Genomic DNA, 24,485 nt, shown 5'->3' with positions numbered 1-24,485 from the left:
AAAGTTACTGGCCTCGATTTCAGGTCAGTAACTTAAATAATAAATATAAGAAAAAATTATCTCATTCGTTTGAGGTTATACGTCACAACTCCCCAAATCATCAGTTCTTGCCCCTCTTCAATATAAATATTCTGATAATCAGGATTTTCTGCTTTTAGCCAAACTTTAGGTGGATGAAATTGACTATCAATCATTAAGCGCTTCACAGTGAAATCATTGTCGATGAGTGCAATCACAATATCACCCGATTTAGCGGGAATGCTACGATCTACAATAAGCGGATCATTAATATCAATTCCAGCATCTAACATGGACAAAGAGTTGGCTTTGACAATAAACGTGGCATTTTCATTTCTAATCAAATATTCATTTAAATCGAGTGCTTGCTCAATATCATCTTGTGCAGGCGAAGGAAAACCTGCCGCAACACGTTCTGTTGCCAAAGGAATGTGGTAAATTTTATCGTTATTCGGGTGGACCTGTTGGACATTAAGTTTTGAGTCAAAGTCGGTCAAGTTATTGGTTTTGACATTATTCAGTAACCAATTTTTGATAAAGTTAACTTGAGACTCGGGAACACGAATAACTTTGGTGGGTTCATTGAACTGTGCTTTACGTCCGGCATTTTCTCGTGCACCGCCATGCTCGAACTCTTTTTTCTTTGGCATATTGCCTCCATTCCACTGTTCAAATCCTACACAAACAATGTAACTTGAAAAAGTTACATTTTCAAGTTGACGAAATATTTTTTTTGCATAACAATAAATCTCATGATCAGATTTTAATCCATTTTGCTTTTAACAGGGATGTTTTAACCAAAATGGCAGTTTGAAGAAAATCAAAACCTATTTCAAAATAGTCGTTATCGCTGACGGTTTTTTGATTTTTATCAAATGAGATTCTGAACACTTAACATTCTGGTTAGATTCAGTTTTTTGGTATGGAGACATGCGAAATGAAAAATCAACGTGATGCGGTTTTAGGTTATGCAAATGAACAACATGCTTACTATATCCGCCTAATTGAAAATGATGCGGTTTTAGGTGAAAGCTACGGATTATTTTGTGAAAATCCAGATAGCGAAGCAGCCGAAAGTATTATGACGACACTTTTTTTGAAAAAATCTTTTTGGTTAAACGGTTCTGAATACCTTGATATTGTAAAAGGCCTACAACCTCTCCCTCAATAAATACAGTAAGTAAGCTAAAAAACAAAGGAGGCAAAAGCCTCCTTTGTTTTTAAAACATTCTGCTTAAGACGTAAAACGTCCGTAGGCATCACGTTTTTGATTACGAGAGTTTTGACCACGGCCATCATAATCATCGTCGTCATCACGGCTACGGCCACGACCTCGTCCACTTGAGCGGCCACCGCGATCGTCATCATCATCATCGTCATCACGACTGCGACCTCGGCCTCGACCACTTGAGCGGCCACCGCGATCGTCATCATCGTCGTCATCACGGCTGCGACCTCGTCCGCCTGAACGGCCTCCACGATCGTCATCATCATCGTCATCACGGCTGCGACCACGGCCTCGGCCACCTGAACGGCCACGGTCATCATCTTCGTCGTCGTCATAACGGCTGCGGCCACGGCCTCGTCCGCCTGAACGGCCTCCGCGATCGTCATCATCGTCGTCATCATAACGGCTGCGACCACGGCCTCGTCCGCCTGAACGGCCTCCGCGATCATCATCATCGTCGTCATCACGACTGCGGCCACGGCCTCGTCCGCCTGAACGGCCTCCGCGATCGTCATCATCGTCGTCATCATAACGGCTGCGACCACGGCCTCGTCCGCCTGAACGGCCTCCGCGATCATCATCATCGTCGTCATCACGACTGCGGCCACGACCTCGTCCACCTGAACGGCCTCCGCGATCGTCATCATCGTCGTCATCACGGCTGCGACCACGACCTCGGCCACCTGAGCGACCACCGCGATCATCGTCATCATCATCGTCATCATCACGGCGGCTGCGGCCTCGACCACCTGAGCGGCTACCGCGATCGTCATCATCATCGTCATCATCACGGCGGCTGCGGCCACGACCTCGGCCACCTGAACGACCGCGATCATCATCTTCGTCGTCATCATCATAACGACTGCGGCCACGGCCTCGACCGCTTGAACGACCGCGATCATCATCTTCGTCGTCATCATCATAACGACTGCGGCCACGACCTCGACTGCTTGAACGGCCGCGATCGTCATCATCATTGTCATCATCACGACCGCGGCCACGACCATTACGGCCATCATTTTTATGGCTTAATGCACCCGCTTCACGCGCTTCTTCAGACGTAAATTCATGCGCATTACCACTTGCATGGGCTGCTCGGCCAGCTTCACGAGCTTCTTCAGAAGTAAACTCATGTGCATTACCACTTGCGTGAGCAGCTCGCCCACCTTTGCTGGCTATTTCTCGTACTCTTTCAGGATCCATACTTGCAAATCCACGATTTGAAGTACCTGTTCTATTGTTATCATCATCTTCATATCTAGTATTAGCCATAGTTATATCTTCCTATATTTAATTATAGTCACTACCGCTTTTAGTTAACGGATTTAATAACAATAGAATATCTATAATATTTTCCCACCCAAGTGATGTATCAATCCTTTTAAATGTATATCAATCAAAAAATGAAATTTCTTATAAACATATTATTTTTAAAATATTTTAAAAATTTTAATTATTAATAATTTTACTCTTTAAATATTGGATATACTCATTATTACCTAAGGGCACACTACAATATATTTTTACAAACACAGTTAAAATATTTTAACTGATAACAAAAAATTTCAAAATGTACAAAACAGTAAACTAACACAACATCAGATCTATTGAGAAAATAACAATAAAACAATTATTTTAATTAAAAAACAATAACATATATAATTACATTTTTAGAATTAATTTACTTGAGAGATTAATATGGATATTTAAAACTAATTTTAATAAGATGGTTTGAGTAACTTAACTATGCAATTAAAAAATCAACAGTCAGCTCTACAATATATTCATATTTCTATCCCTGAAATTTTACTAGGACATATTAAGTCTAAAAACTCATGGCAGGACTATGACAAAGAATGGAGCTATAGATTAGACCCACCTCATGCAAGTCATCCTTTCCAAAGAGACTTATATATTATTAAGTCAAAAAATATAGAAAATGAAGATATAAAACTTTTGCTAGATAATATAGCTGTTAAAAATAATAAAAGTTCAGAAAATATAGATGGAGCAAAAGAAATTATTAAAAAAATATTAGACTTATCTAATAATATACCTATAGAAAACTGGTTAGAAGACACAGGAAATAGATCTATTATTGAAAGTATGATCGATAAAAATAAAATCAAGTTGATCGATATTATTTAACCCTTAAATATAAAAATATTTTTTTACATCCTTATAAATAAAATAACAAAGACAACTTATTAAAAAATTCATTTTACTCACATTTACGCGGTAACAGCTCACTATATGAAAATTAGATATTACAACCGAGGTATTTAAAAATGGAAAACTCAACAAACCAGTATCCAACATCTGCCCCCGCACAAGTTCAATCTCATCAACCAGGCGATCAGGAAAAAATGCATCCTGAGCCAGAGATTATAAAAAGCTCTCATAAAGGGAGCGATAAGCTAAAAGGTAAAGTTGCCGTTATTAGTGGTGGCGATAGCGGTATAGGTCGTTCTGTCGCAGTATTGTTTGCTCGTGAAGGTGCCGATATTGCGATACTTTACCTCGAAGAAGATCAAGATGCTGAAATCACTAAACAACTCGTTGAACGAGAAGGACAACATTGCCTTTTATTAAAAGGTGATATTTCTGACCCAGATGTTGCAAAACTCGATATTGATAAAGTTCTACAACATTATGGGAAACTCAATATTTTAGTGAATAACGCTGGTGTGCAATATCAACAAAAAGAAATTGAAAGCATTAGTAATGAGCAATTAGAAAAGACATTTAAAACTAATATTTTCCCAATGTTTTATCTTACTAAAGAAGCCATTCCTTATATGGAAGAAGGCGACAGTATCATTAATACGACCAGTATTACTAGCTATCAAGGCCATGATGAGCTCATTGATTATGCAAGTACCAAAGGTGCGATTACGACTTTTACGCGTAGCTTATCGAACAATTTAATGAAGCAGAAAAAAGGAATTCGCGTGAATGGTGTTGCGCCAGGACCAATCTGGACACCATTAATTCCAAGCAGTTTCGATGCAGAAACCGTTAAGGAGTTTGGTAAAGATACCCCAATGGGAAGAATGGGACAACCAAGTGAAGTTGCTCCAGCCTATCTTTTCCTTGCCTCAGATGATGCAAGTTACATTACAGGTCAGGTTATTCATGTAAATGGCGGTCAAATCGTAAATGGCTAATCCCTAAGATATAAAAAAGCCCTGAAAGTTAAAGCTTTCAGGGCTTTTTTGTTTGTTAAGCAGGTATATGGGCAGCTATTTGTTCTCGTGACCAAACACGATGAGCCATAATCAGATTTTTGAACTTTTCAGCAATCTGCTGGAATTCATCTCCAACTAGAGTGCCTTCATCGGGAACTAAACCTAGCGGTTCAAGTAAATCAGATTTATTACCTAAAAACGCAATTGGTTTTAAATGCTTGTAAGCCTCTAATAGATAATGGCGAGTTACTCCATCTTGCATGACGGCGTTTAAGTTATCGCCATCAGGAATAATCACTGCATCATATGCAATTGACGGTTCAGCCATTTGCATGCCATCAGCCGTAATAATACTGTCTTGATGATCTTTTACAGGAGCTAAGCTTGGCGCTAATAAATGAAGAGTCACACCTTCTTTAATTGCCCAGTCTTTCATAGCTTCTAATGCATCAGATTTGACTAAATTATGGATGAGTACTGCAACTTTTCGACCTTGAATATCTTCAGGCGGGAAAGCTAAGAAAGATAATTTAGCCGATTTTTCAACTGTGGTTTTTTTATAATCTAGCGTCAAATCAGGCACTTCAATCCCTAAATTAGCACCTACTTGTCGTGCTAAGTCGAGATCAATATTTGCCAAAATTTGTTGAACTTGACGTTCACGAATGTGTTTTCGCTGCACTTTACTTAATTCAAAAGTATAGGCATCGACCACATGCTTTTGCTCATGAGGGGCAAGGCTTTTGTAGTAAAGGCGCGGTTGTGAAAAATGATCAGAAAAAGTCTCGCTTCTTTGACGCAGTTTATGTCCGCTAATCTGTTCAGGATAGCTTTCAAAACCGCCATTTGAAGCAGCAGGTGGCGTTTCCACTGGCCAATCATTATCAATTGAGTTTGGTTGATATGAAGCCTGTCCTTTATGAATCGTATGCTGGTGAATAGCATCACGTTGATTATTGTGGAATGGGCACACAGGTTTATTGATCGGAATTTGATGGAAGTTTGGTCCACCTAAACGGCTTAACTGTGTATCGGTGTATGAAAATAGACGTGCTTGTAAAAGCGGATCATTTGTAAAATCAATCCCCGGCACAATATGTCCCGGACAGAAAGCCACCTGCTCTGTTTCTGCAAAGAAATTATCTACATTTCTATTCAAAACAAATCGGCCAATTGGTGTCACTGGAACTAACTCTTCAGGAATAATTTTTGTCGGGTCCAATAAGTCGAAGTCAAAGTTCATCTCGTCTTCTTCTTCAACAATTTGTACACCGAGTTCCCATTCAGGATAAACCCCATTTTCAATAGCTTCATAAAGATCACGACGATGGAAATCTGGATCTTTACCTGCCAGCTTTTGAGCTTCATCCCATACTAGCGCACTTAAACCTTGTTTAGGGGTCCAATGGAATTTTACAAAATGTGATTTTCCTTCGGCATTAATAAGACGGAATGTATGAATGCCAAAGCCCTGAATCGAGCGTAAATTACGCGGAATTGCACGATCTGACATTGCCCAAATTACTGCATGGGCTGACTCTGGTACAAGTGACACAAAATCCCAAAAAGTATCATGTGCAGTTGCTCCTGTTGGCATTTCTGTATCTGGTTCAGGTTTTACAGCATGAACGAAGTCTGGAAACTTAATCCCATCTTGCACAAAAAACACAGGCGCATTGTTACCGACTAAATCAAAATTACCCTCTTGGGTATAGAACTTAATAGCAAAACCACGAATATCACGGACCGTGTCGGCAGAGCCACGTGGTCCCTGCACTGTTGAGAAGCGTACAAAAATTGGAGTTTGAATGGTTGGGTCAGTCAAAAAACCAGCTTTTGTTAAGCGCTCATTTCCTTCATAAGCTTGAAAGTAACCATGTGCACCTACACCGCGTGCATGAACAATACGCTCAGGAATACGTTCATGGTCAAAATGAGTAATCTTTTCTCGTAAAATAAAATCTTCTAATAGTGTCGAACCGCGAATACCTGCTCTTAAACTATTCTGATTATCAGCAATTTTAACCCCTTGATTTGTGGTTAATGCTTCATTGGTTGCATCATCTCTGACTGAGTCTAATTGTTCAGTTTTTTGGGTAGTATTGGCTTTATTTGCAGCGTCAGCACCAGCCATTTCACTTGTTTTATTTGTTGATTTAACATTATCAGTCATGTTCATTACCTATGTTTTAAAGTTAAACGTGGGGTGAATTAAAAACTTCAAGAGTTCGTTTTGCTAAAGGAACTTAAATATGGAAAAAGGAGCTCGACATATTTACGCGTGCTCCAAAGCCCAATGCTTTTATGGTGTGAATCTGGAGCCAAAAATGGAGTCAGCTTGCATATTTTTATGGCAAGGTCAGGTGTTTGACGTATACGCTCTTGGAGTGCATCGAGTTCGCCATCAGAAATATAGCTAAACAGATAATCTTGAATACGCTGGCTATTCTTTAGCTCTCTGCTGTAGGCCAAGTAGTTAGAAGAATGATCAGTACCAGCAATCCAGTCATGAATAATTTGACGTTCTACAGGGTTAAATACCCCAAACATTTTTCCATTTTCTTCATTAATCATCCGCCAAAACACGCTCTGTTCAGGGTCGGTATTTAATTTAATCCACTTGTGATCAATGAGATGTGTAACCAAGCCTTTAACGTCTTCTGGGTTTGATAACCATTGGTTAATGGTTTTACATCCAAACTGTCTAGTTTCGTTATGAATAAGCTGCCCCACGAGCGCTTTTCTTTTTAAAATTTTAAGAACTAAATCATCAAGATTTAAATTTTTAATAATTTTTGAAGAAGAAACACCATGATTATTAAGAGCAAAACCGCGCTTCAATTTATTAAAGAAAAGTTCTTTATCTCTATATTTATCGTAAATATTTTCTATAACTTTAATTGCTTTATCTGCATGTCCGTTATCAATGTTATCGATAGTAATATGCAAATTAAAGTATTTAGAATCGATACCCAGTTCTGCAAGCTCATAATTACTAATGAGGAGATGCAATGGCAGTTGCTCATAACCTAAATTGAAGCCGACAATTTCAGGAATGAACTCAGGTGGAGCGTAACCAAGCGCTAGCTGAATCACGGCATTATGATAGTATTCATCCTCTAAAAGTAGATCAAAACTATCGAGTCCGAGACTACGTAATAAGTCATCATAAATACAGACATGATTTGCTTTCGGCTCACCCAGTCCCAGCTCTTCTAGATAGGTAATAATAAGGTCATGGAAAATCGGATCATTCCAGTAGTGAACTAAACTATATAACCATGCCCCGTCTACTTTTTTAGTTGGAGAGACCTTAATTAAAAATTCAAATGCCTGACCCACGTTCTGGAAGTACTCTCTCTCACCACCACTTTGTCTACGATTTAGATAAGCCTGAAATAACTCACAATTTTGTTTATTGTCATTTTGACACCATTCTTTAACCGTATTTATAGTTGCAGGAAAATCAATTCCCTTTTCATCTATTCTATCTATTTCTTTATTAAGTAAATCTTTTGCTTTATTTTCTTTTTCAAAACTAGAAATATCAGGATCAAGGAAAAAAACAAATAATTCGTAATAGTTTTGTTGATTATCTTGTAATAAGTCTAATAATCTTTCTTTCACTACAACAGGCATTTCTATTCTCCTTTAGTGAGCTATAAACTACCATACTTCAGCTAAACTATAATCCCAGCCTATCTTTGTTATATTGCGTTATTAAAAAATAACATATAATTTTAAAATTATTAAATTTCAAATAGATATAAATTAACACAAAATTACATTCTCACCTTTAGAATTATTTAACTGTATGTTTTTATAAAAAATATATAAACAACAAACTTTAATTACACTTAAGCTACCTTTAAAATCATAAAGTCTAAAAACTTAACAAAAATAAATTAAAAATAATCTTATAACTAAATTAAAAACAGTTTCAGGGAGAAAACAAATGTTTAACTCATGTTGCAAATTACTAGCACAAGAAAAAATTAAAATCGCATTTTTTGAAAGTGCTTCGGCGGGTTATTTAGCTTATCGCTTCTCTTTAAGTCCCTATTCAGGTGATATTCTGATTGGTAGCTTGGTCAGCTACGACTTACGTGTTAAAGAAAACACTCTTCATATTTCACCTGAACTCATTGAAAAATATACGCCTGAGTCTATGCAAGTCACTGTAGAGATGATTAAAAAAGGGAAAGAACTAATAAATGCCGACCTTTATATCGCTTGTACTGGATTATTAAAAAAAGGAGGTACTGAAACTAAAGAAAAACCTGTAGGGACCTTTTTTTATTGTATTTATTATAAAGATAATTTTTATAATTTTAGACGACTATTTAAAGGACTACCCTATCTTAAACTTAGACAACTGCTCTATTACATTACGCAAGATATAAAATATGTAATATTGGATAATAAAAAATAGCTTTCCTTCATAAAAGATAACAAATACATATTTAGAAATGATCATAGCTTTTATTTAAGCTCTATGTACCCAAATGTAATTTTAACTATATTCATATTAATTATGTTTATTCATTAAAATTACATTTTATATAAATCAAGGCTTTATTTAATATTTAAAGTTACAGTTAAATATAGGGTAACACCCCAAGGCTACACATTAAATATTTTCATGTTTTAATGAACCTATCTGAAGCTCTCAGATAAAACACACATCATAAATGATATGAGGTAATTAAAGATGAGCACTACTAATAATCAAAGCAATCAACGCGATAATCAACAGCAACAACAACAGCAAAACGACAACCGTAACAACCAGCAGCAACAAGGCAACCAACAGCAAAACGATCAACAGCAACAAAACAATCAGCAACAACAGCAAAATGACAACCGCCGCCAACAACAAGGCTCTAATCAAAAAGATTCAGGCCAACAAAATTCAAATAACAATCAGCAACGCTAATCCGTTGTTGAATTAAATGTCATTTGATGCGGTCATTCATTTTATTTAGGAAGGTGCCCTCACCTTCCTAAATTTAACATAAGCATAAAATTAAATAAGAGAAGAGGAAAAACTGATGACAGATCAAAATACAGACCATGCTCAACTAGTAGCTGGCGACCATAATTATTCTGACTCTCGCTGGCGAGAAAGTTATCTTACTCGACCTTATTATCAAGAAGCTCAATTAACTACGCCAGATCTGGATTATGATCGTGATTTTTCTGCAGCTTATGAACTAGGTCACCGTGCCCGTTCAGAATCTAAAGAAGGAACTCAGTTTGAAGATATGGAAGGTAGCTTGCAACAAAAGTGGGAAGAACTCAAAGCTGAATCCCGATTAAAATGGGAACATGCAAAACAAGCCATTAAAGATGCATGGGATGACATGTAACATCCTTAATTGGTCCAAAGCATCTAGCTTATTTCCTATTGGCCCTGGGAAATAAGCTTTTTTATTATTTGAAATATTTATAAATTAGAAAAACGGCGGCATATTAAAATTATTACTAAGATATTGATTGGCTTGGTGCGGATCATCAAAAATTTCTTTTTTAAATTGTACATCCGGTGTCGTAGATAGTGTATGTGTTGGCTTGATCGTAACTTCTACTACATATCTGTTTTGTTCTTGCTTAGCTTTCACACCATAAATTTCAGAATCATTAATGCAAGTTCCATCAGTAAAATATACAAACATACCGCCACCTTATTTCTTAACTGAAGTTCATTTTTTCCCATTAACTTAATGCAAAAGTCTGACAATCAAGTTGGGTCGGACTCAAACGAACTATCAATTTTGGTTTTTCTTAAAATATTCAATAATTTCTTCCCCGTTATTTACGGGGGTTTCTTTAGCAGGATATGTTTCTTCATAAGCATACGCTGGTAATGCAACTTTATCGCGAATTGGAGGTAACTTTTCTTGGCCACCTGTAGTAATACGCTCAATAAAACCTGCAAGCCATAGCACAAATTCTTGTGTATTTTTACTCTTTGGAATAATACTTAAATCCAATTTAATTTTAGATTCCTGAAGAGGTTTTATCAGCAATTCAGCAAAATCAATATAATTGTATAAAAGTTTAAGTTTTGTCCCCTTAATCTCATGTCTAAGCTCAATCATTAAATTGTTAAGATCTTCCATAGGATCATCTACAAACCCTTTTTTTTCCTTAACATTTTGATAGATTTTCTCAGCTATTTTTAAGTACTGGGGCATATCCTTACCTTTAAAAATTGTTTTCACTAAAATGAATTTTGGATGAATATAAGTAATTTATTGTGTTTATTTTATTAATTTTTTGAAACTATAATTTACTGAGGAAACAATTCAATAACAACAAATTAATATAAAGGCTATAACACACTAATTTATTGATTAATTTTATATTTTTATATAATTGCTTTTTTTATTATGTTACATATTTTATAGAAAATAACGATAAGAAAACCCACATAAATGTGAGTTTCCTTAAGCGAAATAATTATGAGTTTTTTTCCATTTGTTGAGTAGTTGCTGGGTCATTCGAACCATGTGTTCCATCATCATCTGTTGAATTTCGATCTTGGCATGCACTCATACCCATTGCGATTGCAACTACCATACTCACTGCACAAAAAATTCTTAACATTGAGGTCACCCTTATAAATCTTAAGATGTAGGCTTATGAATAACATTATCTTATGTTGGCCTACCGCTGTGGTTCTCTTAAGTTTTGTAGGTTGTGCAAGCTTTTGTAAAAATCTAAATAATATAAATGTTAAAAAATTACTTTTCTTGCAATTGATATTTTAATTAAAATTTGGCAATAGCTATTTATTTGATTACAGCATATTCATAAAATCAAAATTTCCCGCTCTTTTTTGACTTATGTTGAAATAAGTCATTACTTGCAAACACTATATAAATAAACAATTAATAAATATTTGATATATAAACATTAAAAATTATTTTTCAACCTCTATTGAACCATTATTCAATATTTTCAATTCTAAATAACTCATTATTTTATTAATGAAAATTTAAAAATATTAATATTTGTTTATATAAACCAATCTTTTATTTTTGCAATTGACCCGCTTTAAGGCTCAGCTTATGATGCTCCGGCTGACCTATTTTGTCAGTCGGTTTTAGCAGACCGTCTACCTAAGCGCACTAAAAACAAGTTTTTTGGTGTGTAGCCCCTCGTGCCTTTGACGGAGGAACGGGAGTGGGACACCTTCGGGTGTGCTGGTTTCTTAGGTATCAGTCTGCTAACCCTCTTTCGTTTCACCACCATAATTAATAGCAGTGATTGGGCGCAACTTCTTTCACCAAGGAGTCTCTAATGACTATTATTTTATATCGTATTTTTTCTTCTACTCTTCATCACGTTATCGACTTAACTGAAAATATTTTCAAGAAAATATCCTACAGTTTTATGTTTCTGCTTTCCTATCTTTTCAGAGTAAATATTTCCATATTTAACGCTCGATAAAGACTAGAAAATTTCTATAAACATGACTTAACGATAACAACAACCAATGAAGAGCAATAATGATGTTTTTTTTATATCGTATTGTTTTAATCTGCACCCTATTAATAAGTTCTATAAGTTTATTAGGTTGCAGGTCTATCAGTAAAAATGAATTTAATACACATTGTGTTTGGGCAGGTCGTGCACTTTCACAATGCAACTGTATTTATAACTCTTTAGAAAAACATTATTCGCCGCAGTTTGTAGAGAACTTACCCAAAGTAAGCTTACAAAATATTAATGCGAATATGCACTTTGTGGAAACTATGAATGAAACTATGCACCAATGTCAGTTAAGCGCAAGAAAAGACTCCATTAACTAACTTTTGTATGCTCTACCAAGAAATCTAAAAAAGCCCTTACGCGCTTAGGGACATATTTATCATGTCCTATCCAAACAGCATGAAATTCTTCTGAAGCCTTGATATTCCAGTCTTCAAGGATTTTGACCAACTGTTTTTGTTCTAAAGCTTTTTTGACTTGGAATTGGTTAAGCTGTGCAATACCAGCACCTGCAAGCGCTAACTGCAAGATGGCTTCTCCATGATTTATTCTTAAAACCTTAGTGGGAGCAAGTGTGATTTCTTGATCGTCTTTTTTAAAAAGCCAAGTTTTATTTTGACGTTGGTAACTTACGTCTAAAAGCTGATGTTCGTATAACTCTTCTGGATGCTGCGGATAACCATTCTTTTCAATATAGGTAGGTGAACATACATAATGTTTCTGAGTGCTTCCGAGTGAGCGAGCAACCAAATTTGAGCTTTTCAACGGTCCCGTGCGAATTGCAACATCAATTCTTTGTTCAACTAAATTAATGACTTCATCACTCAAATGAGCTTCTAATTCTATTTGTGGGTAGCGCTCGTTAAATAGAGAAATACAAGGCAATAAAAAATGCGTCCAATATGAAAGACTGGTATGAATTCTAATTCGCCCTTGCGGTATATGGTTTGCAGTAACAGATTGTTCAAGCTCGTCTAGATCGTTCAGGATTTGAATGCCTTGCTCATAAAATTGGCATCCTTCACTGGTAAGCTGAAACTGGCGTGTTGAACGGTTCAGTAGTCTGACGCCAAGTCTTTTTTCTAAGCGTGAAATTAACTTACTCACAGCAGACGGCGTCATGTCACAAGCTCTTGCGACTGCTGAAAAGCTTCCTAACTCGACCACTCGAATAAAAATTGCCAACTCCCCAGACCGATTAATATCAAAATATGACATAACAAAATCTATTTATGAATTTCATTCACAAATCTTATTCCGCTTATGTTGCTATAACAAGCCAGTAATTTGTTTCAAGATAACTTTAATTTATTTTAAAGAGTTCACGAGATGAAACTTTATCAACCCGCCCTATTCTCTCTTGTTTTATTTACGAGCTTTGCACAAGCAGAAGTACAAAAGAGCCAGTGGGTTACCACTTGGGCAGCTAGTCCACAAAAAGTCTGGAATAAAGATTTCTTTTTCCCGACCAATATTCCAGATCAAATATCGAATCAGACCATTAAGCAAATCAGTCAAATTAGTTTAGGTGGTGAAGCGGTTCGGCTCGTTTTTACAAATCAATATGGGGATCAACCGCTTTATATTGATAAAACTACTGTGGGGTTAGTCAAAGGACAAAGTCTTAAATCAAAGAGTGCTTATCCTGTTTATTTTTCTGGGAAAATTAAAGCACAAATTTTACCTGGCAAACAACTGATTAGTGATCCAATCCAGCTACCTGTTTCCGATCATGCACAGTTAATGGTAAATACCTTTATTCAAAAGCCCACTACATTTAAAACTTTTCATTGGGATGCGAAACAAACCAGTTGGCTCATTACGGGCAACCAGACTGCGAATTTAAATACGCCTAGCAGTGCCAAAACCACAACTGCACGATTATTATTATCGGCTGTGGAAGTAAAACCGAAGCGTAAAGCCCATGTAGTTGCAGTCATTGGAGACTCAATTACCGATGGAGCAAGTGCAACTTTAGATGCAAATACTCGATGGACCGACTTTTTAGCTAAGCGCTTATCGCCACATCAAGTTGCGGTAATTAATAGTGGAATTTCAGGAAATCGACTACTCACAGACGGTATGGGTGACAGTGCTTTAGATCGTTTGAAAAAAGAAATATTTCAATATTCAGGTGTGAAAACATTAATTGTTCTGGTGGGTATTAATGATATTTCATGGCCCGGTACCGCATTTGCACCTAAACAACAAATACCGACTTTTGAAGCACTCACTCAAGGTTATAAAGGTGTTGTAGATGAAGCACATCGCCAAGGTGTTCAAGTGATTGGAGCAACCCTATTACCATTTTCGGGAGCTTTACCCAATACACCGTTAGATAACTACTATCAACCCAATAAAGATGAATTACGCCAGCGCATTAATCATTGGATCAGAACCAGCCATACATTTGACGGTGTACTTGATCTTGAGCAAGGCTTAAAAGACCCTAAACATCCTGATCGATTAAATCCAATTTATGATTCGGGTGATCATTTACATCCAAATGATCGTGGGAATCAACAAATGGCAAATCTGGTTCATTTAAACCAGTTACTGAAGAAATAAAATGTAGATACAGGTAGGAATTTTTCTCCTACCTGTATCAATATCGATTAGTTACCTTCTAATTCAGCGGTAAGTTTCGGTGCAATCGGCTGTTTTTCAACTGCAGGTCGTCGAAGCATCATGACTGCTAAAAAAGCAAGAATTGCAGGAATTGCGATCATCACGAAATTCATCTTATGTGGCAATTCTAATACTAATAACATGCCCGTTAAGATTGGACCAACAATTGCCCCAATACGACCAACACCAGAAGCACAGCCAATCCCAGTAGAGCGCACACTCAATGGATAATATTGTGCAACGTAGCTATAAAGCAGAATTGAGGTCCCAATCGTTGCAGCACCTGCAACAGTCACCAAACCATATAAAACATAGGCTGGAGACTTAAAGCCTAAACCGATTAATGCTAAAACACCCGCCAGTAGCATTCCCATAATTACCGGTTTTAAATGGAATTTATCAGACAAAATACCACCGCCAATTGAACCGATCATTGCGCCAACATTTAGGGCAAGCAAGAATAAAATACTTTTGCCCAATGAATACCCTGCTGCCAGCATGAGTTTTGGTAACCAGCTACTTAAGGCATACACCATGAGTAAGCACATAAAGAATACAAGCCAAAACATGAGTGTATTGAAAGCACGGCCTTGTTTAAATAATCCCTTTACAGAACTACCTGTTGGAACATTATCTTCATTAAGCACTAAGTGAGTATTGATCGTTAGGTTTTGTTCAGGGGAAATTTTTTGAATAATGCGCTGTGCTTGCTCAGTCTTACCCGTCTTAACTAAAAAAGTTAAAGACTCAGGTAAAAACTTCCAAATGACAGGTAATAAAAATAATGGAATACCGGCAATTAAAAACATAATTTGCCATCCCTGACTTTCAACCAAATAACTACCAATCAATGCTGAAAGAATTCCCCCAATTGCATAACCACTAAACATACTCCCCACCAAAGTACTTCTTATACGTTTAGGCGCATATTCTGATGTAAGTGCAACTAAATTAGGCATAACCCCACCAATGCCTAATCCCGCCAAGAACCGAAGTACCCCAAACTCAAGTGGGCTTGATGCAAAAGCACCTAAAAAGGTAAAACCACTAAAAAAAGTCACACAGATTAAAATTACCTTTTTACGGCCTATTTTGTCTGCCAGTGTTCCAAAGAACATTGCCCCAAACATCATTCCGCATAGTGCCGTACTTGCTAACATCCCCGCCTGTACAGCTGTTAACGACCACTCTTGCATTAGCAAAGGCAGTACCACGCCATAAATCACCAGATCGTAACCATCAAAAATAATAATTAATAAACACCAAAGTAAAATACTCCAGTGAAAAGGGGTAAATCTGGCCTGATCAATAACTTCATTTACATTTAATTTAGATGTTGTCATTTACTCACCTCCTTTGTGAGATAAATTCATATTCAATTTTTTAAAACGACATATTGCACCCTAAAGAAAAAACAGATTATTCAAGGTTTTGTTGAATAAATTAAAAGTCATAACTCGCCATCATATTGAAGCGGTTATCAATTCCGTTACGTCCATTGAAAGTTTCTCGTTCGCCATACACATATTCGACGCCCAAGGTAATTGGTTTGTATGGGTTATAAAGTGCATTCACCCAGCCCTGCCAAAGCTCTTTATTTTGGGTGGTACTATTACGTTGTAATTCAGCAAAACGGTTATCATCTTTGGCTTTCATATAGCCATAACCCAAGGTTGAACGAATTTGTGGTGTAAATTGATGAGTAATACCTAAAGAAACGGTATCAAATTCATTGCTATGCATATTATTTTGATCGTCTATTGCATAGCCGCTGTTACTCCATAGTAGAAAACGCCCATCTCCTTTGACATGGTAATAATCGGCTTTGAGTAATGTATCGGGCGTAATTTGATATTTACCGCCCAAGCCTACGCCCCAAGCGACCTCCTCATCATGATTAGTTCTCTTTTCGGCAACAAAACTACGTCCCGACAACATCGATCCATTAGTAAATTTATGATTTAAGCGCCCTACCAAGGCTGGTAAACGCATTTTATTGTCAGGATCTGAGGTCGCAGTATATTTCGGATCTTCAACCGATATTGCAAAGCTTGTATTTGCCGTTAAGTTATCGCTATAGCGAACTAGTGGTGATCTTAATAATGCACTGCCTACAAATGTGCCTGCATCAATCGTTTCCGGATAATATTCAGGTGCGATAAATGTTGACCACGTTTGACCAATGAGCCATTTATCAAACGTTAAATAAGCATGGCGTATCCGAAACTGATCCCGAGTAGCAGCCCCAAAGAAGTCCATTTCAAGTTTCCCGCCCACATCACCCGCAGCAGTTGGGGTTTTAAAATTCAACCCGAAACGTGTCACATTAACCGTACTGTGCAACTGGTCTTTTTGTGCAGATTCTTCTGGCGTGTTTTCAAGTGGAACACCGCTAATATTGTTATACATCGTAGATGCCCCCTTCATTTGATAAGAAGCATCTGCCCGTATATAACCATATAAGTTAAATTCTGCACCAGACTTGGTTAAACCTTGTTTTGTAGGCTGAATAGCTTGGGGCGTTGCAGTAGTTGCTAACTCCACTCGTCCTTGCGATAAAGATTTTTGCGCCTGCATATTGGCTTGTAACATAGCCCGAAGTTCTTTCACTTCTTGGCGAAGTTGTGCTATTTCAGGATCTGTTTGACCTGCCAAAGCGGAAGACATAAACAGGGTCACAGAAACAGCCAACAGGCTTTTTTGAACCGTTGTATTTAAAACTTTCATCATGAAATTTTCCTTTTGATCTTTAATTCGACTTAAAGATCTCGACATCCTTTTTGTTATGTACCCATCTAAAATAGGTGCTTAAAATTTGTCTTTCTTTCACAAGAAAAACCTTCGATCATATTTTTTAGACAAAACCTCCCTAAAGCGGCCTGAAAACCACTTTTAATTTGTTTTAAGTAAAGCTAAATCTTCTAATTCTTTTCAGTTTTTATATTCTCTTCCTCATTGAGAATATGCAGGTTTTATATCCGTATTAACGCTTTCCCAAATCCATTATTTTTTTGCAATAAACCCTTGATACGTCAAAATCTGCGTATAAGGATGCACACTTTCAAAACCAGTTTTTTCTAAAAGTTTTATATATCCTTCAGTGGTTAGGCTAAAAAAGTCTTGCGCCATACGCTCTAACATTTTTTGACATTGTTCTTCTGTTAAGCCTTGTGCCAAACATAAATAACGTAAAGCTTGAAGATGCTGTGGATTTACACACGTCATTAAATCGTAGGTCAGTAAAATCGCTTTTTCTTTTAAGCGATCATAAATACCCTTAAAAAAAACAGGTTTTATGTCATCTGCAATAAAATGAGCCACGAGAATAGAAAGTGCAGCATCAAAGCAATTCTCAAGAGGTAAAGCTGACGTTTCACCGTGAACAAAGGTGACTTGAGAAGATTTATCTAAAAGTTCAACCTGTTCCTGAGCTTTTTGCAGCATAGTCAAAGATGGATCAACTGCTGTAAATTTCCAGTTTGGATGACGTTTAAGTAAATATTCGAGTTCATACCCCGTGCCACAACCCACAATTAAAATATGAGCATTTGGCGGCAACACTGATTGCAAAATGGCATCCACCTGTTGATGGATCACTTCATAACCCGGAATTAATTTACGAATATGTTCGTCATATCCTTCGACTACCTTTGGGCTATTAAAGTCTTTTGCCATTTTGTTTATCCTCTATTTAAGCTGCCTTTCAACTTATAGTTTGCTGCACTTTGACCTGACTTTCGACTTCTTTAATCAAAGACATTTCCAGTTAAGTTAAGTTCAGCTCGCATAATTTCCTGCAATTTAAACTTCTGCGCTTTGCCTGAAGCTGTCATTGGAAACTCATTAAAGAATCGGACATAGCGCGGCACTTTATTATGAGAAATATGCTCTTTGCAGAATTGGCGAATGCTGTCTTCATCAATTTGATGATACTCATGCAAAATAATACAAGCACAGAGTTCTTCGCCATATCTGGCATCTGGCAAGCCAATGACTTGGACATCGCTTACATCTGGATGAGTGTATAAAAAGTCTTCAATTTCTTTTGGAAAGAGATTTTCCCCACCGCGAATCACCACATCTTTAATACGGCCTTTAATTTTAATAAAACCGTCTTGATCCATTTCGGCAATATCACCTGTATGCATCCAGCCAGCAGCATCAATGACCTCTTTGGTCTTTTCTTTTTCACCCCAATAGCCAGCCATCACTGAATAACCGCGAACGCATAGCTCACCCAAAGTTCCTTGCGGAACAATCTGCCCTTCTAAATCGACAATTTTAATTTCAACATGCGGATGAACATGCCCAACTGTGCTTACCCGTTTATCAATCGAATCGTTTACCGAGCTTTGTACACTCACTGGCGAGGTTTCGGTCATGCCATAACAAATGGTGATTTCAGACATATGCATTCGGTCTATAACACGTTGCATAATTTCACGTGGACAAGGACTACCTGCCATAATGCCTGTTCTTAAACTCGACAGATCAAACTCATTAAACCGCTCATGTTCTAAGGTCGCAATAAACATGGTTGGCACGCCATACGCTGCCGTGCAACGCTCTTGATGAATCGCTTTTAAAGTTTCTAAAGAATTAAATACAGCCGATGGATAGATCATGGTTGCCCCATGCGTAACGCAGGCTAAATTCCCCATGACCATGCCAAAACAATGAAACAACGGCACAGAAATACAGACTTTATCTTGAGGGGTTAAACGAATGCCTTCACCGACAAAATAGCCATTATTTAAAATATTATGGTGGGTCAACATGGTCCCTTTAGGGTTACCTGTTGTACCTGATGTAAATTGAATATTAATGGTTTCATCAAACTGAAGTTGCTTGGTTAATAGTTTTAATTGTTCTAGCTGTTCAGAAGTTGGTGTAGTGACTAAATCACTAAAGCGATGAATACCCGTATGGTGCTGATCATCAATTTTAATGACAAATTTTAAATGTGGCAGTCGCGCTGAACTAAGTACTTTATCTGGACTGCTCGTTAACTCAGGGGCAATTTTTGTGAGTAGTTCTTGGTAATCAGTCGTTTTGAATTGAGAAGCAATAATCAATCCTTTGCATGAGACTTTATTCAACACATATTCAAGTTCATGGCTTTTATAAGCTGTATTTAGATTGACTAAAATAATCCCTGCTTTAAAAGCTGCAAATTGGGTAACTGTCCATTCCACACAGTTAGGCGACCAAATGGCTAATCGATCGCCTTTTTTTAATCCCAATTTTAAAAGGCTACAAGCAAAAGCATTTACTTCATCTTGTAAAGCTTTATAGGTTAATCGTCTGTTTTGATGAAAACTAACGATTGCTTCCTTTTCAGCATATTGCCGACAAGCCTGATCAAATTGTTCACCAATGGTCATACCCAATAAGGGCTGCGTGCTTGGTCCCGAGGCGTAGCTTAACCGTTCTTGTTGCATTGAATCATTCTCCTTGATTCTTCTAATTCTCTTCTTACCTGATCTAATTGTTGTTACTGCAACTATTTTTCTAAACCGCCTTCTTTGTGTTTTTTTCCTTTATATGCCCTATTTCCTCTGCACAGCATCTACACAAAAATCAGCAATCTGTTTTGAAAAATAGTCTTTATGCGCATGATCAAACTTTGTATTTTGAGCTGGGTCTAGGGGTTCAACTACCACATAGGTCATGGCACCGACAACACAAAGTGCTGCTGTATTTAAATCATCCAAGACAAACTCACCACTTGCATTTCCATCCGCAAGTATTTTTTTAATACTTTGTTTAATCAATTGCTTCACACGAAAACGCTCATGTTCAACTGTTGAATCGACAGGTTCAAACATGAGTGAATATGCAAGCTGAGGACTATTCAGTGCCCGTTTTACAAAGGTTGCCACAGCCTTATGTAATTTCTGCTTTGCCGATAAGTCACTTTCGGTAATTGAGTCAATCACCAATAGTTCTGTATTAATGGCTTCGGACAAAACTTCAATCAGCACTTGGCTTTTATTGTCAAAGTAACGATAAACCAGACCACTTGATACGCCCGCTTGCTCTGCAATTGTTTGTATTTGCGCGTCTTTAAACCCTCCCTCTGAAATTAACTTTCTGGCTGAACTCAAAATCGACTTACGATTTTGCTCCATCCGCTCTTGCATTAAAGATGATCGTTTATAGCTCATAATTTATTCTCTAACAAATAAAATGAATTGTAAATCATTTTATGAATCAGTATTCACTTTTTTAAAAAATCATTGTATGGTAATTATCAAATACCCACAAAATATTTTATGGACAACAAATATAACCAATAGGATGAAGATATCATGAACCTACGCAGCTTGAATTTCGGTCTAGATGAAACTTTAATTGCGCTTCAAGATTCAGTGGCAGCATTTTGTGCAAAGGAAATTGCACCAATCGCCCAACAAGTTGATCAAGACAACAAATTCCCTGCACATCTCTGGAAAAAATTTGGAGATATGGGCCTTTTAGGCATGACGGTTTCTGAAGAATATGGCGGTGCCAATATGGGTTATTTAGCTCATATTATTGCTATGCAAGAAATTTCGCGTGCTTCGGCATCTATTGGCCTGTCATACGGCGCTCATTCTAATTTATGTGTAAACCAAATTAACCGTAACGGTAACGAGCAACAAAAGCAGAAATATTTACCTAAACTCATTTCTGGTGAATATGTTGGTGCCCTTGCAATGTCTGAACCAAATGCAGGTTCAGATGTCGTTAGCATGAAATTACGTGCCGAACAAAAAGGTGATCACTTCGTTTTAAATGGTTCAAAAATGTGGATTACCAACGGCGGGGATGCAGACGTATTAGTGGTATATGCCAAAACTGATCCGCAAGCTGGTGCGAAAGGTATGACTGCTTTTTTAATTGAAAAAGGTATGAAAGGCTTTAGTCACGGCAACCACTTAGACAAACTCGGTATGCGTGGCTCTAACACTTACCCGCTGTTCTTTGACAATGTAGAAGTACCTGCTGAAAACGTACTCGGCGGCGTGGGTAATGGTACAAAAGTACTCATGAGTGGTTTGGACTATGAACGTGCAGTTTTAAGTGCTGGCCCTTTAGGTATTATGGATGCCTGTTTAGATGTCGTGATTCCTTATTTACATCAACGTGAACAGTTTGGCCAAGCTTTAGGTGAATTCCAGCTTATGCAAGGCAAACTTGCCGATATGTATTCAACATGGTTGGCATGTAAAGCCCTCGTCTACGCTGTTGGTGCTGCGTGTGACAAAGCTGACCATGACCGCAGTCTACGTAAAGATGCCGCAAGTGCCATTTTATATGCTGCCGAAAAAGCAACATGGATGGCGGGTGAAGCAATCCAGAGTCTAGGCGGCAACGGTTATATCAATGAATTCCCTGCTGGCCGCTTATGGCGCGATGCAAAACTTTATGAAATTGGTGCCGGAACTTCTGAAATTCGCCGCATGCTGATTGGCCGCGAACTTTTCAATGAAACCAAATAATAATTATAAATAAGGACGCATCTTATGAACCAATTACAAAGCAAGATTAATGTTCGAAGCGAAGACTTCAAAACAAACCAGCAAGCCATGCAAACATTGGTCACAGATCTCAAACAAGTTGCCCAGCGTATTGCTTTAGGCGGCGGTGAAAATGCCCGCCAAAAACATCTGGCTCGAGGTAAACTTTTACCCCGGGAACGTATTGATCAACTGATTGATGTCGGCACGGCATTTTTAGAAATTGGTCAATTGGCAGCGTACAACGTTTATGAAGATGATGTTCCTGCCGCAGGTGTGATTGCAGGTGTTGGTCAAGTCAACGGCATCACTTGCATGATCGTTGCCAACGATGCAACGGTTAAAGGCGGAACGTATTACCCACTTACGGTTAAAAAGCATCTACGTGCACAAGAAATTGCTGAACAAAATCACTTGCCTTGTATTTATTTGGTGGACTCAGGCGGTGCCTATTTACCAATGCAAGATGAAGTCTTCCCAGACCGTGATCACTTCGGGCGTATTTTCTATAATCAGGCACGCATGTCGAGCCTAGGGATTGCCCAAATTGCTGTGGTGATGGGTAGCTGTACCGCAGGTGGTGCTTATGTACCTGCCATGTCGGATGAAACCATTATTGTCCGTAATCAAGGTACGATTTTCCTAGGCGGCCCTCCTCTGGTAAAAGCTGCGACTGGCGAAGTGGTGAGTAGTGAAGACTTAGGCGGTGGTGATGTGCATACACGGCTTTCGGGTGTAGCTGACCATTTAGCTGAAAATGATGAACATGCAATTGCGATTGCGCGAAACATTGTTGCGAACTTAAATAAAAAGCCAAATGAGTTAAACAAGCAAATTGATGAACCGCTATTTGATGCCTCGGAACTGTATGGTGTAGTGCCAAGCGATGCGCGTAAACCTTTCGATGTGCGTGAAGTCATTGCACGTATTGTAGACGGCTCTCGTTTTGATGAGTTTAAAGCACGTTTTGGTTCAACACTCATTACCGGTTTTGCTTCACTCTATGGTATGCCAGTCGGCATTATTGCCAATAACGGAATTTTATTTTCAGAGTCTGCACAGAAAGGCGCGCACTTTATTGAGCTATGCACACAGCGCAATATTCCATTGTTATTCCTACAAAACATTACTGGGTTTATGGTTGGTCGCCAGTATGAAAATGAAGGGATTGCAAAAAACGGCGCTAAATTGGTTATGGCAGTTGCCACCGCAAATGTACCAAAACTCACTTTGATTATTGGTGGTTCGTTTGGTGCGGGTAACTATGGGATGTGTGGACGTGCTTATTCACCACGCTTTTTATGGACTTGGCCGAACTCTCGTATTTCAGTGATGGGCGGCGAACAAGCCGCGAGTGTACTGTCAACTTTAAAACGTGATCAGATTGAGCAAAAAGGTGCCCAGTGGTCAGCACAAGAAGAAGATGAATTCAAACAACCGATTCGTGAACAATACGAACGTCAAGGCCATCCGTACTATGCTTCTGCCCGACTTTGGGATGACGGTGTAATCGACCCAGCTCAAACTCGTCAGGTACTTGGTTTAAGCCTTGCTGCCGCTATGAATGCTCCAATCCAGCCAACCAAATTTGGCGTGTTCCGCATGTAAGAGGTGTATATGAGCTATCAATTTTTACAACTCGAACAACAAGGTCAGGTTGCCTATGTTTGGCTGAACCGCCCTGAATTGCACAATGCCTTTAATACCAAAGTCATTGAAGAACTACATGCCTGCTTTAAGCAAATTAATACCCGTGATGACATTCGTGTTGTGGTTTTAGCTGGTCGCGGCAAAAGCTTTTCAGCAGGTGCCGACCTCAACTGGATGAAACACGCAGGTCAGGCATCTTCAACTGAAAATGAAGCAGATGCATTAAAACTTGCCCAAATGTTAGATGCACTTGCAACACTTAAACAACCGACCATTGCTCGAGTGCATGGCATTGCTTTTGGCGGCGGTATGGGCTTAGCATCGGCATGTGATATTTGTATTGCCAGCACTGATGCCAAGTTTGCAACCTCCGAAGTTCGTTTAGGACTTGCTCCATCCACCATTAGTCCCTATGTAATTCGTGCAATTGGCGCAAGACAAGCCTCTCGCTATTTCTTAACTGCCGAGCGGATTTCAGCACGTGATGCTAAGCATATTGGTTTAGCACACGAGGTTGCAGATGCCGAAGACTTAGATAAAAAAGTTCAAGAAATTGTTGATGCGCTATTACTCGGTGGCCCGCATGCTCAAGCGGCATCAAAACAACTCATTCAAATGGTGAGCAACCAGACCATGAGCAATGATTTACTGCAACAGACAGCACATCATATTGCTCAAGTTCGTCAAGGCAGCGAGGCAAAAGAAGGTCTGAGTGCCTTTTTAAATAAACAGCAGCCTGCTTGGGTTTCTAACTCGAATAACAACAATTAAGGA

24 protein-coding genes are annotated in these 24,485 nt (G+C 38.2%); 11 read left to right on the top strand and 13 right to left on the bottom strand.

Translation table 11 applies throughout. The features are described 5' to 3' along the window. Window positions 1-56: 56 nt before the first annotated feature. Complete coding sequence (umuD, locus tag MKX14_RS13110; RefSeq protein WP_240282647.1) at window positions 57-668, bottom strand: LexA family protein; 612 nt, start codon at window positions 666-668, stop codon at window positions 57-59. A 287-nt stretch (window positions 669-955) separates the two neighbouring features. Between umuD and MKX14_RS13105 the strand changes: the two genes are divergently transcribed. Beyond that, window positions 956-1,189, top strand: coding sequence for a hypothetical protein (locus tag MKX14_RS13105; protein WP_002114518.1), 234 nt, complete (start codon window positions 956-958; stop codon window positions 1,187-1,189). 63 nt (window positions 1,190-1,252) lie between these two features. Here MKX14_RS13105 and MKX14_RS18250 read toward each other — a convergent pair whose 3' ends face one another. Next, a complete protein-coding gene (locus MKX14_RS18250; protein WP_275891856.1) occupies window positions 1,253-2,518 on the bottom strand; it encodes a KGG domain-containing protein in 1,266 nt (421 codons plus the stop codon). Between the two features lie 474 nt (window positions 2,519-2,992). Between MKX14_RS18250 and MKX14_RS13090 the strand changes: the two genes are divergently transcribed. Then, window positions 2,993-3,394 (top strand): DUF6367 family protein, encoded by a 402-nt coding sequence (locus MKX14_RS13090; protein ID WP_108010210.1) that lies wholly within the window; start codon window positions 2,993-2,995, stop codon window positions 3,392-3,394. Window positions 3,395-3,534: 140 nt separating this feature from the next. After that, window positions 3,535-4,413 carry an SDR family oxidoreductase gene (gene yhxC, locus MKX14_RS13085; RefSeq protein WP_240282646.1) on the top strand — a complete coding sequence of 293 codons (879 nt, stop codon included), beginning with the start codon at window positions 3,535-3,537 and terminating at the stop codon, window positions 4,411-4,413. A 55-nt stretch (window positions 4,414-4,468) separates the two neighbouring features. Here the strand turns inward: yhxC and katE are convergent, their stop codons facing one another. Both katE and MKX14_RS13075 read right to left on the bottom strand, forming a co-directional pair. After that, complete coding sequence (gene katE, locus MKX14_RS13080; RefSeq protein ID WP_240282645.1) at window positions 4,469-6,613, bottom strand: catalase HPII; 2,145 nt, start codon at window positions 6,611-6,613, stop codon at window positions 4,469-4,471. 41 nt (window positions 6,614-6,654) lie between these two features. After that, window positions 6,655-8,073 (bottom strand): iron-containing redox enzyme family protein, encoded by a 1,419-nt coding sequence (locus MKX14_RS13075; protein ID WP_240282644.1) that lies wholly within the window; start codon window positions 8,071-8,073, stop codon window positions 6,655-6,657. A gap of 316 nt (window positions 8,074-8,389) precedes the next feature. Here MKX14_RS13075 and MKX14_RS13070 point away from each other — a divergent pair, with 316 nt between their 5' ends. The 3 genes from MKX14_RS13070 (at window position 8,390) to surA1 (ending at window position 9,803) form a co-directional block, all read left to right on the top strand. Next, window positions 8,390-8,866 carry a CinA family protein gene (locus MKX14_RS13070; RefSeq protein WP_240282643.1) on the top strand — a complete coding sequence of 159 codons (477 nt, stop codon included), beginning with the start codon at window positions 8,390-8,392 and terminating at the stop codon, window positions 8,864-8,866. Window positions 8,867-9,145: 279 nt separating this feature from the next. After that, the gene (locus MKX14_RS13065; protein ID WP_240282642.1) at window positions 9,146-9,370 is read left to right on the top strand and encodes a hypothetical protein; all 225 of its coding nucleotides are present in this window, start codon (window positions 9,146-9,148) and stop codon (window positions 9,368-9,370) included. 115 nt (window positions 9,371-9,485) lie between these two features. Continuing rightward, the gene (gene surA1 / locus MKX14_RS13060; RefSeq protein ID WP_000132045.1) at window positions 9,486-9,803 is read left to right on the top strand and encodes a surface antigen protein 1; all 318 of its coding nucleotides are present in this window, start codon (window positions 9,486-9,488) and stop codon (window positions 9,801-9,803) included. Window positions 9,804-9,887: 84 nt separating this feature from the next. On the opposite strand, the gene MKX14_RS13055 is transcribed toward surA1, so the two are convergent. The 3 genes from MKX14_RS13055 to MKX14_RS13045 all read right to left on the bottom strand — a co-directional run bounded on the left by MKX14_RS13055 (window position 9,888) and on the right by MKX14_RS13045 (window position 11,043). Beyond that, a complete protein-coding gene (locus tag MKX14_RS13055) occupies window positions 9,888-10,109 on the bottom strand; it encodes a hypothetical protein (protein ID WP_002114549.1) in 222 nt (73 codons plus the stop codon). Window positions 10,110-10,202: 93 nt separating this feature from the next. Beyond that, a complete protein-coding gene (locus tag MKX14_RS13050; RefSeq protein ID WP_017385584.1) occupies window positions 10,203-10,631 on the bottom strand; it encodes a hypothetical protein in 429 nt (142 codons plus the stop codon). A 265-nt stretch (window positions 10,632-10,896) separates the two neighbouring features. Then, window positions 10,897-11,043, bottom strand: coding sequence for a hypothetical protein (locus MKX14_RS13045; protein WP_005069891.1), 147 nt, complete (start codon window positions 11,041-11,043; stop codon window positions 10,897-10,899). Window positions 11,044-11,948: 905 nt separating this feature from the next. Between MKX14_RS13045 and MKX14_RS13040 the strand changes: the two genes are divergently transcribed. Continuing rightward, window positions 11,949-12,251: a hypothetical protein gene (locus tag MKX14_RS13040; RefSeq protein ID WP_016806122.1), complete on the top strand. Its 303-nt coding sequence runs from the start codon at window positions 11,949-11,951 to the stop codon at window positions 12,249-12,251. On the opposite strand, the gene MKX14_RS13035 is transcribed toward MKX14_RS13040, so the two are convergent. Then, on the bottom strand, window positions 12,244-13,149 hold the full coding sequence (locus tag MKX14_RS13035) for a LysR family transcriptional regulator (RefSeq protein WP_240282641.1): 906 nt from the start codon (window positions 13,147-13,149) through the stop codon (window positions 12,244-12,246). The two genes, MKX14_RS13040 and MKX14_RS13035, sit on opposite strands and share 8 nt — an antisense overlap. A 111-nt stretch (window positions 13,150-13,260) precedes the next feature. Between MKX14_RS13035 and MKX14_RS13030 the strand changes: the two genes are divergently transcribed. Further along, a complete protein-coding gene (locus MKX14_RS13030) occupies window positions 13,261-14,499 on the top strand; it encodes an SGNH/GDSL hydrolase family protein (RefSeq protein WP_240282640.1) in 1,239 nt (412 codons plus the stop codon). A gap of 47 nt (window positions 14,500-14,546) precedes the next feature. On the opposite strand, the gene MKX14_RS13025 is transcribed toward MKX14_RS13030, so the two are convergent. From MKX14_RS13025 to MKX14_RS13005, 5 genes are all read right to left on the bottom strand, one after another. After that, window positions 14,547-15,902, bottom strand: a complete 1,356-nt coding sequence (locus MKX14_RS13025; protein WP_133480486.1) for an MFS transporter — start codon at window positions 15,900-15,902, stop codon at window positions 14,547-14,549. 100 nt (window positions 15,903-16,002) lie between these two features. Continuing rightward, complete coding sequence (locus MKX14_RS13020; RefSeq protein ID WP_240282687.1) at window positions 16,003-17,286, bottom strand: DcaP family trimeric outer membrane transporter; 1,284 nt, start codon at window positions 17,284-17,286, stop codon at window positions 16,003-16,005. 276 nt (window positions 17,287-17,562) lie between these two features. Further along, on the bottom strand, window positions 17,563-18,234 hold the full coding sequence (cmoA, locus tag MKX14_RS13015) for a class I SAM-dependent methyltransferase (protein WP_032062693.1): 672 nt from the start codon (window positions 18,232-18,234) through the stop codon (window positions 17,563-17,565). Window positions 18,235-18,305: 71 nt separating this feature from the next. Beyond that, window positions 18,306-20,000, bottom strand: a complete 1,695-nt coding sequence (locus MKX14_RS13010) for an AMP-binding protein (protein WP_240282639.1) — start codon at window positions 19,998-20,000, stop codon at window positions 18,306-18,308. A 108-nt stretch (window positions 20,001-20,108) separates the two neighbouring features. Then, window positions 20,109-20,726: a TetR/AcrR family transcriptional regulator gene (locus tag MKX14_RS13005; protein ID WP_002114305.1), complete on the bottom strand. Its 618-nt coding sequence runs from the start codon at window positions 20,724-20,726 to the stop codon at window positions 20,109-20,111. A 144-nt stretch (window positions 20,727-20,870) separates the two neighbouring features. Between MKX14_RS13005 and ivd the strand changes: the two genes are divergently transcribed. From ivd to MKX14_RS12990, 3 genes are read left to right on the top strand one after another with little or no spacing between them, the layout of a single operon-like run. Continuing rightward, a complete protein-coding gene (gene ivd, locus MKX14_RS13000) occupies window positions 20,871-22,043 on the top strand; it encodes an isovaleryl-CoA dehydrogenase (RefSeq protein ID WP_240282638.1) in 1,173 nt (390 codons plus the stop codon). A gap of 24 nt (window positions 22,044-22,067) precedes the next feature. Beyond that, window positions 22,068-23,669: a carboxyl transferase domain-containing protein gene (locus MKX14_RS12995; RefSeq protein ID WP_240282637.1), complete on the top strand. Its 1,602-nt coding sequence runs from the start codon at window positions 22,068-22,070 to the stop codon at window positions 23,667-23,669. 9 nt (window positions 23,670-23,678) lie between these two features. Continuing rightward, the gene (locus MKX14_RS12990; RefSeq protein WP_240282636.1) at window positions 23,679-24,482 is read left to right on the top strand and encodes an enoyl-CoA hydratase/isomerase family protein; all 804 of its coding nucleotides are present in this window, start codon (window positions 23,679-23,681) and stop codon (window positions 24,480-24,482) included. Window positions 24,483-24,485: the final 3 nt, after the last annotated feature.

Source organism: Acinetobacter pittii (assembly GCF_022449185.1).
Taxonomy (GTDB): Bacteria; Pseudomonadota; Gammaproteobacteria; order Pseudomonadales; family Moraxellaceae; genus Acinetobacter; species Acinetobacter pittii_I.
This window is presented reverse-complemented; position numbering and strand designations above follow the sequence as displayed.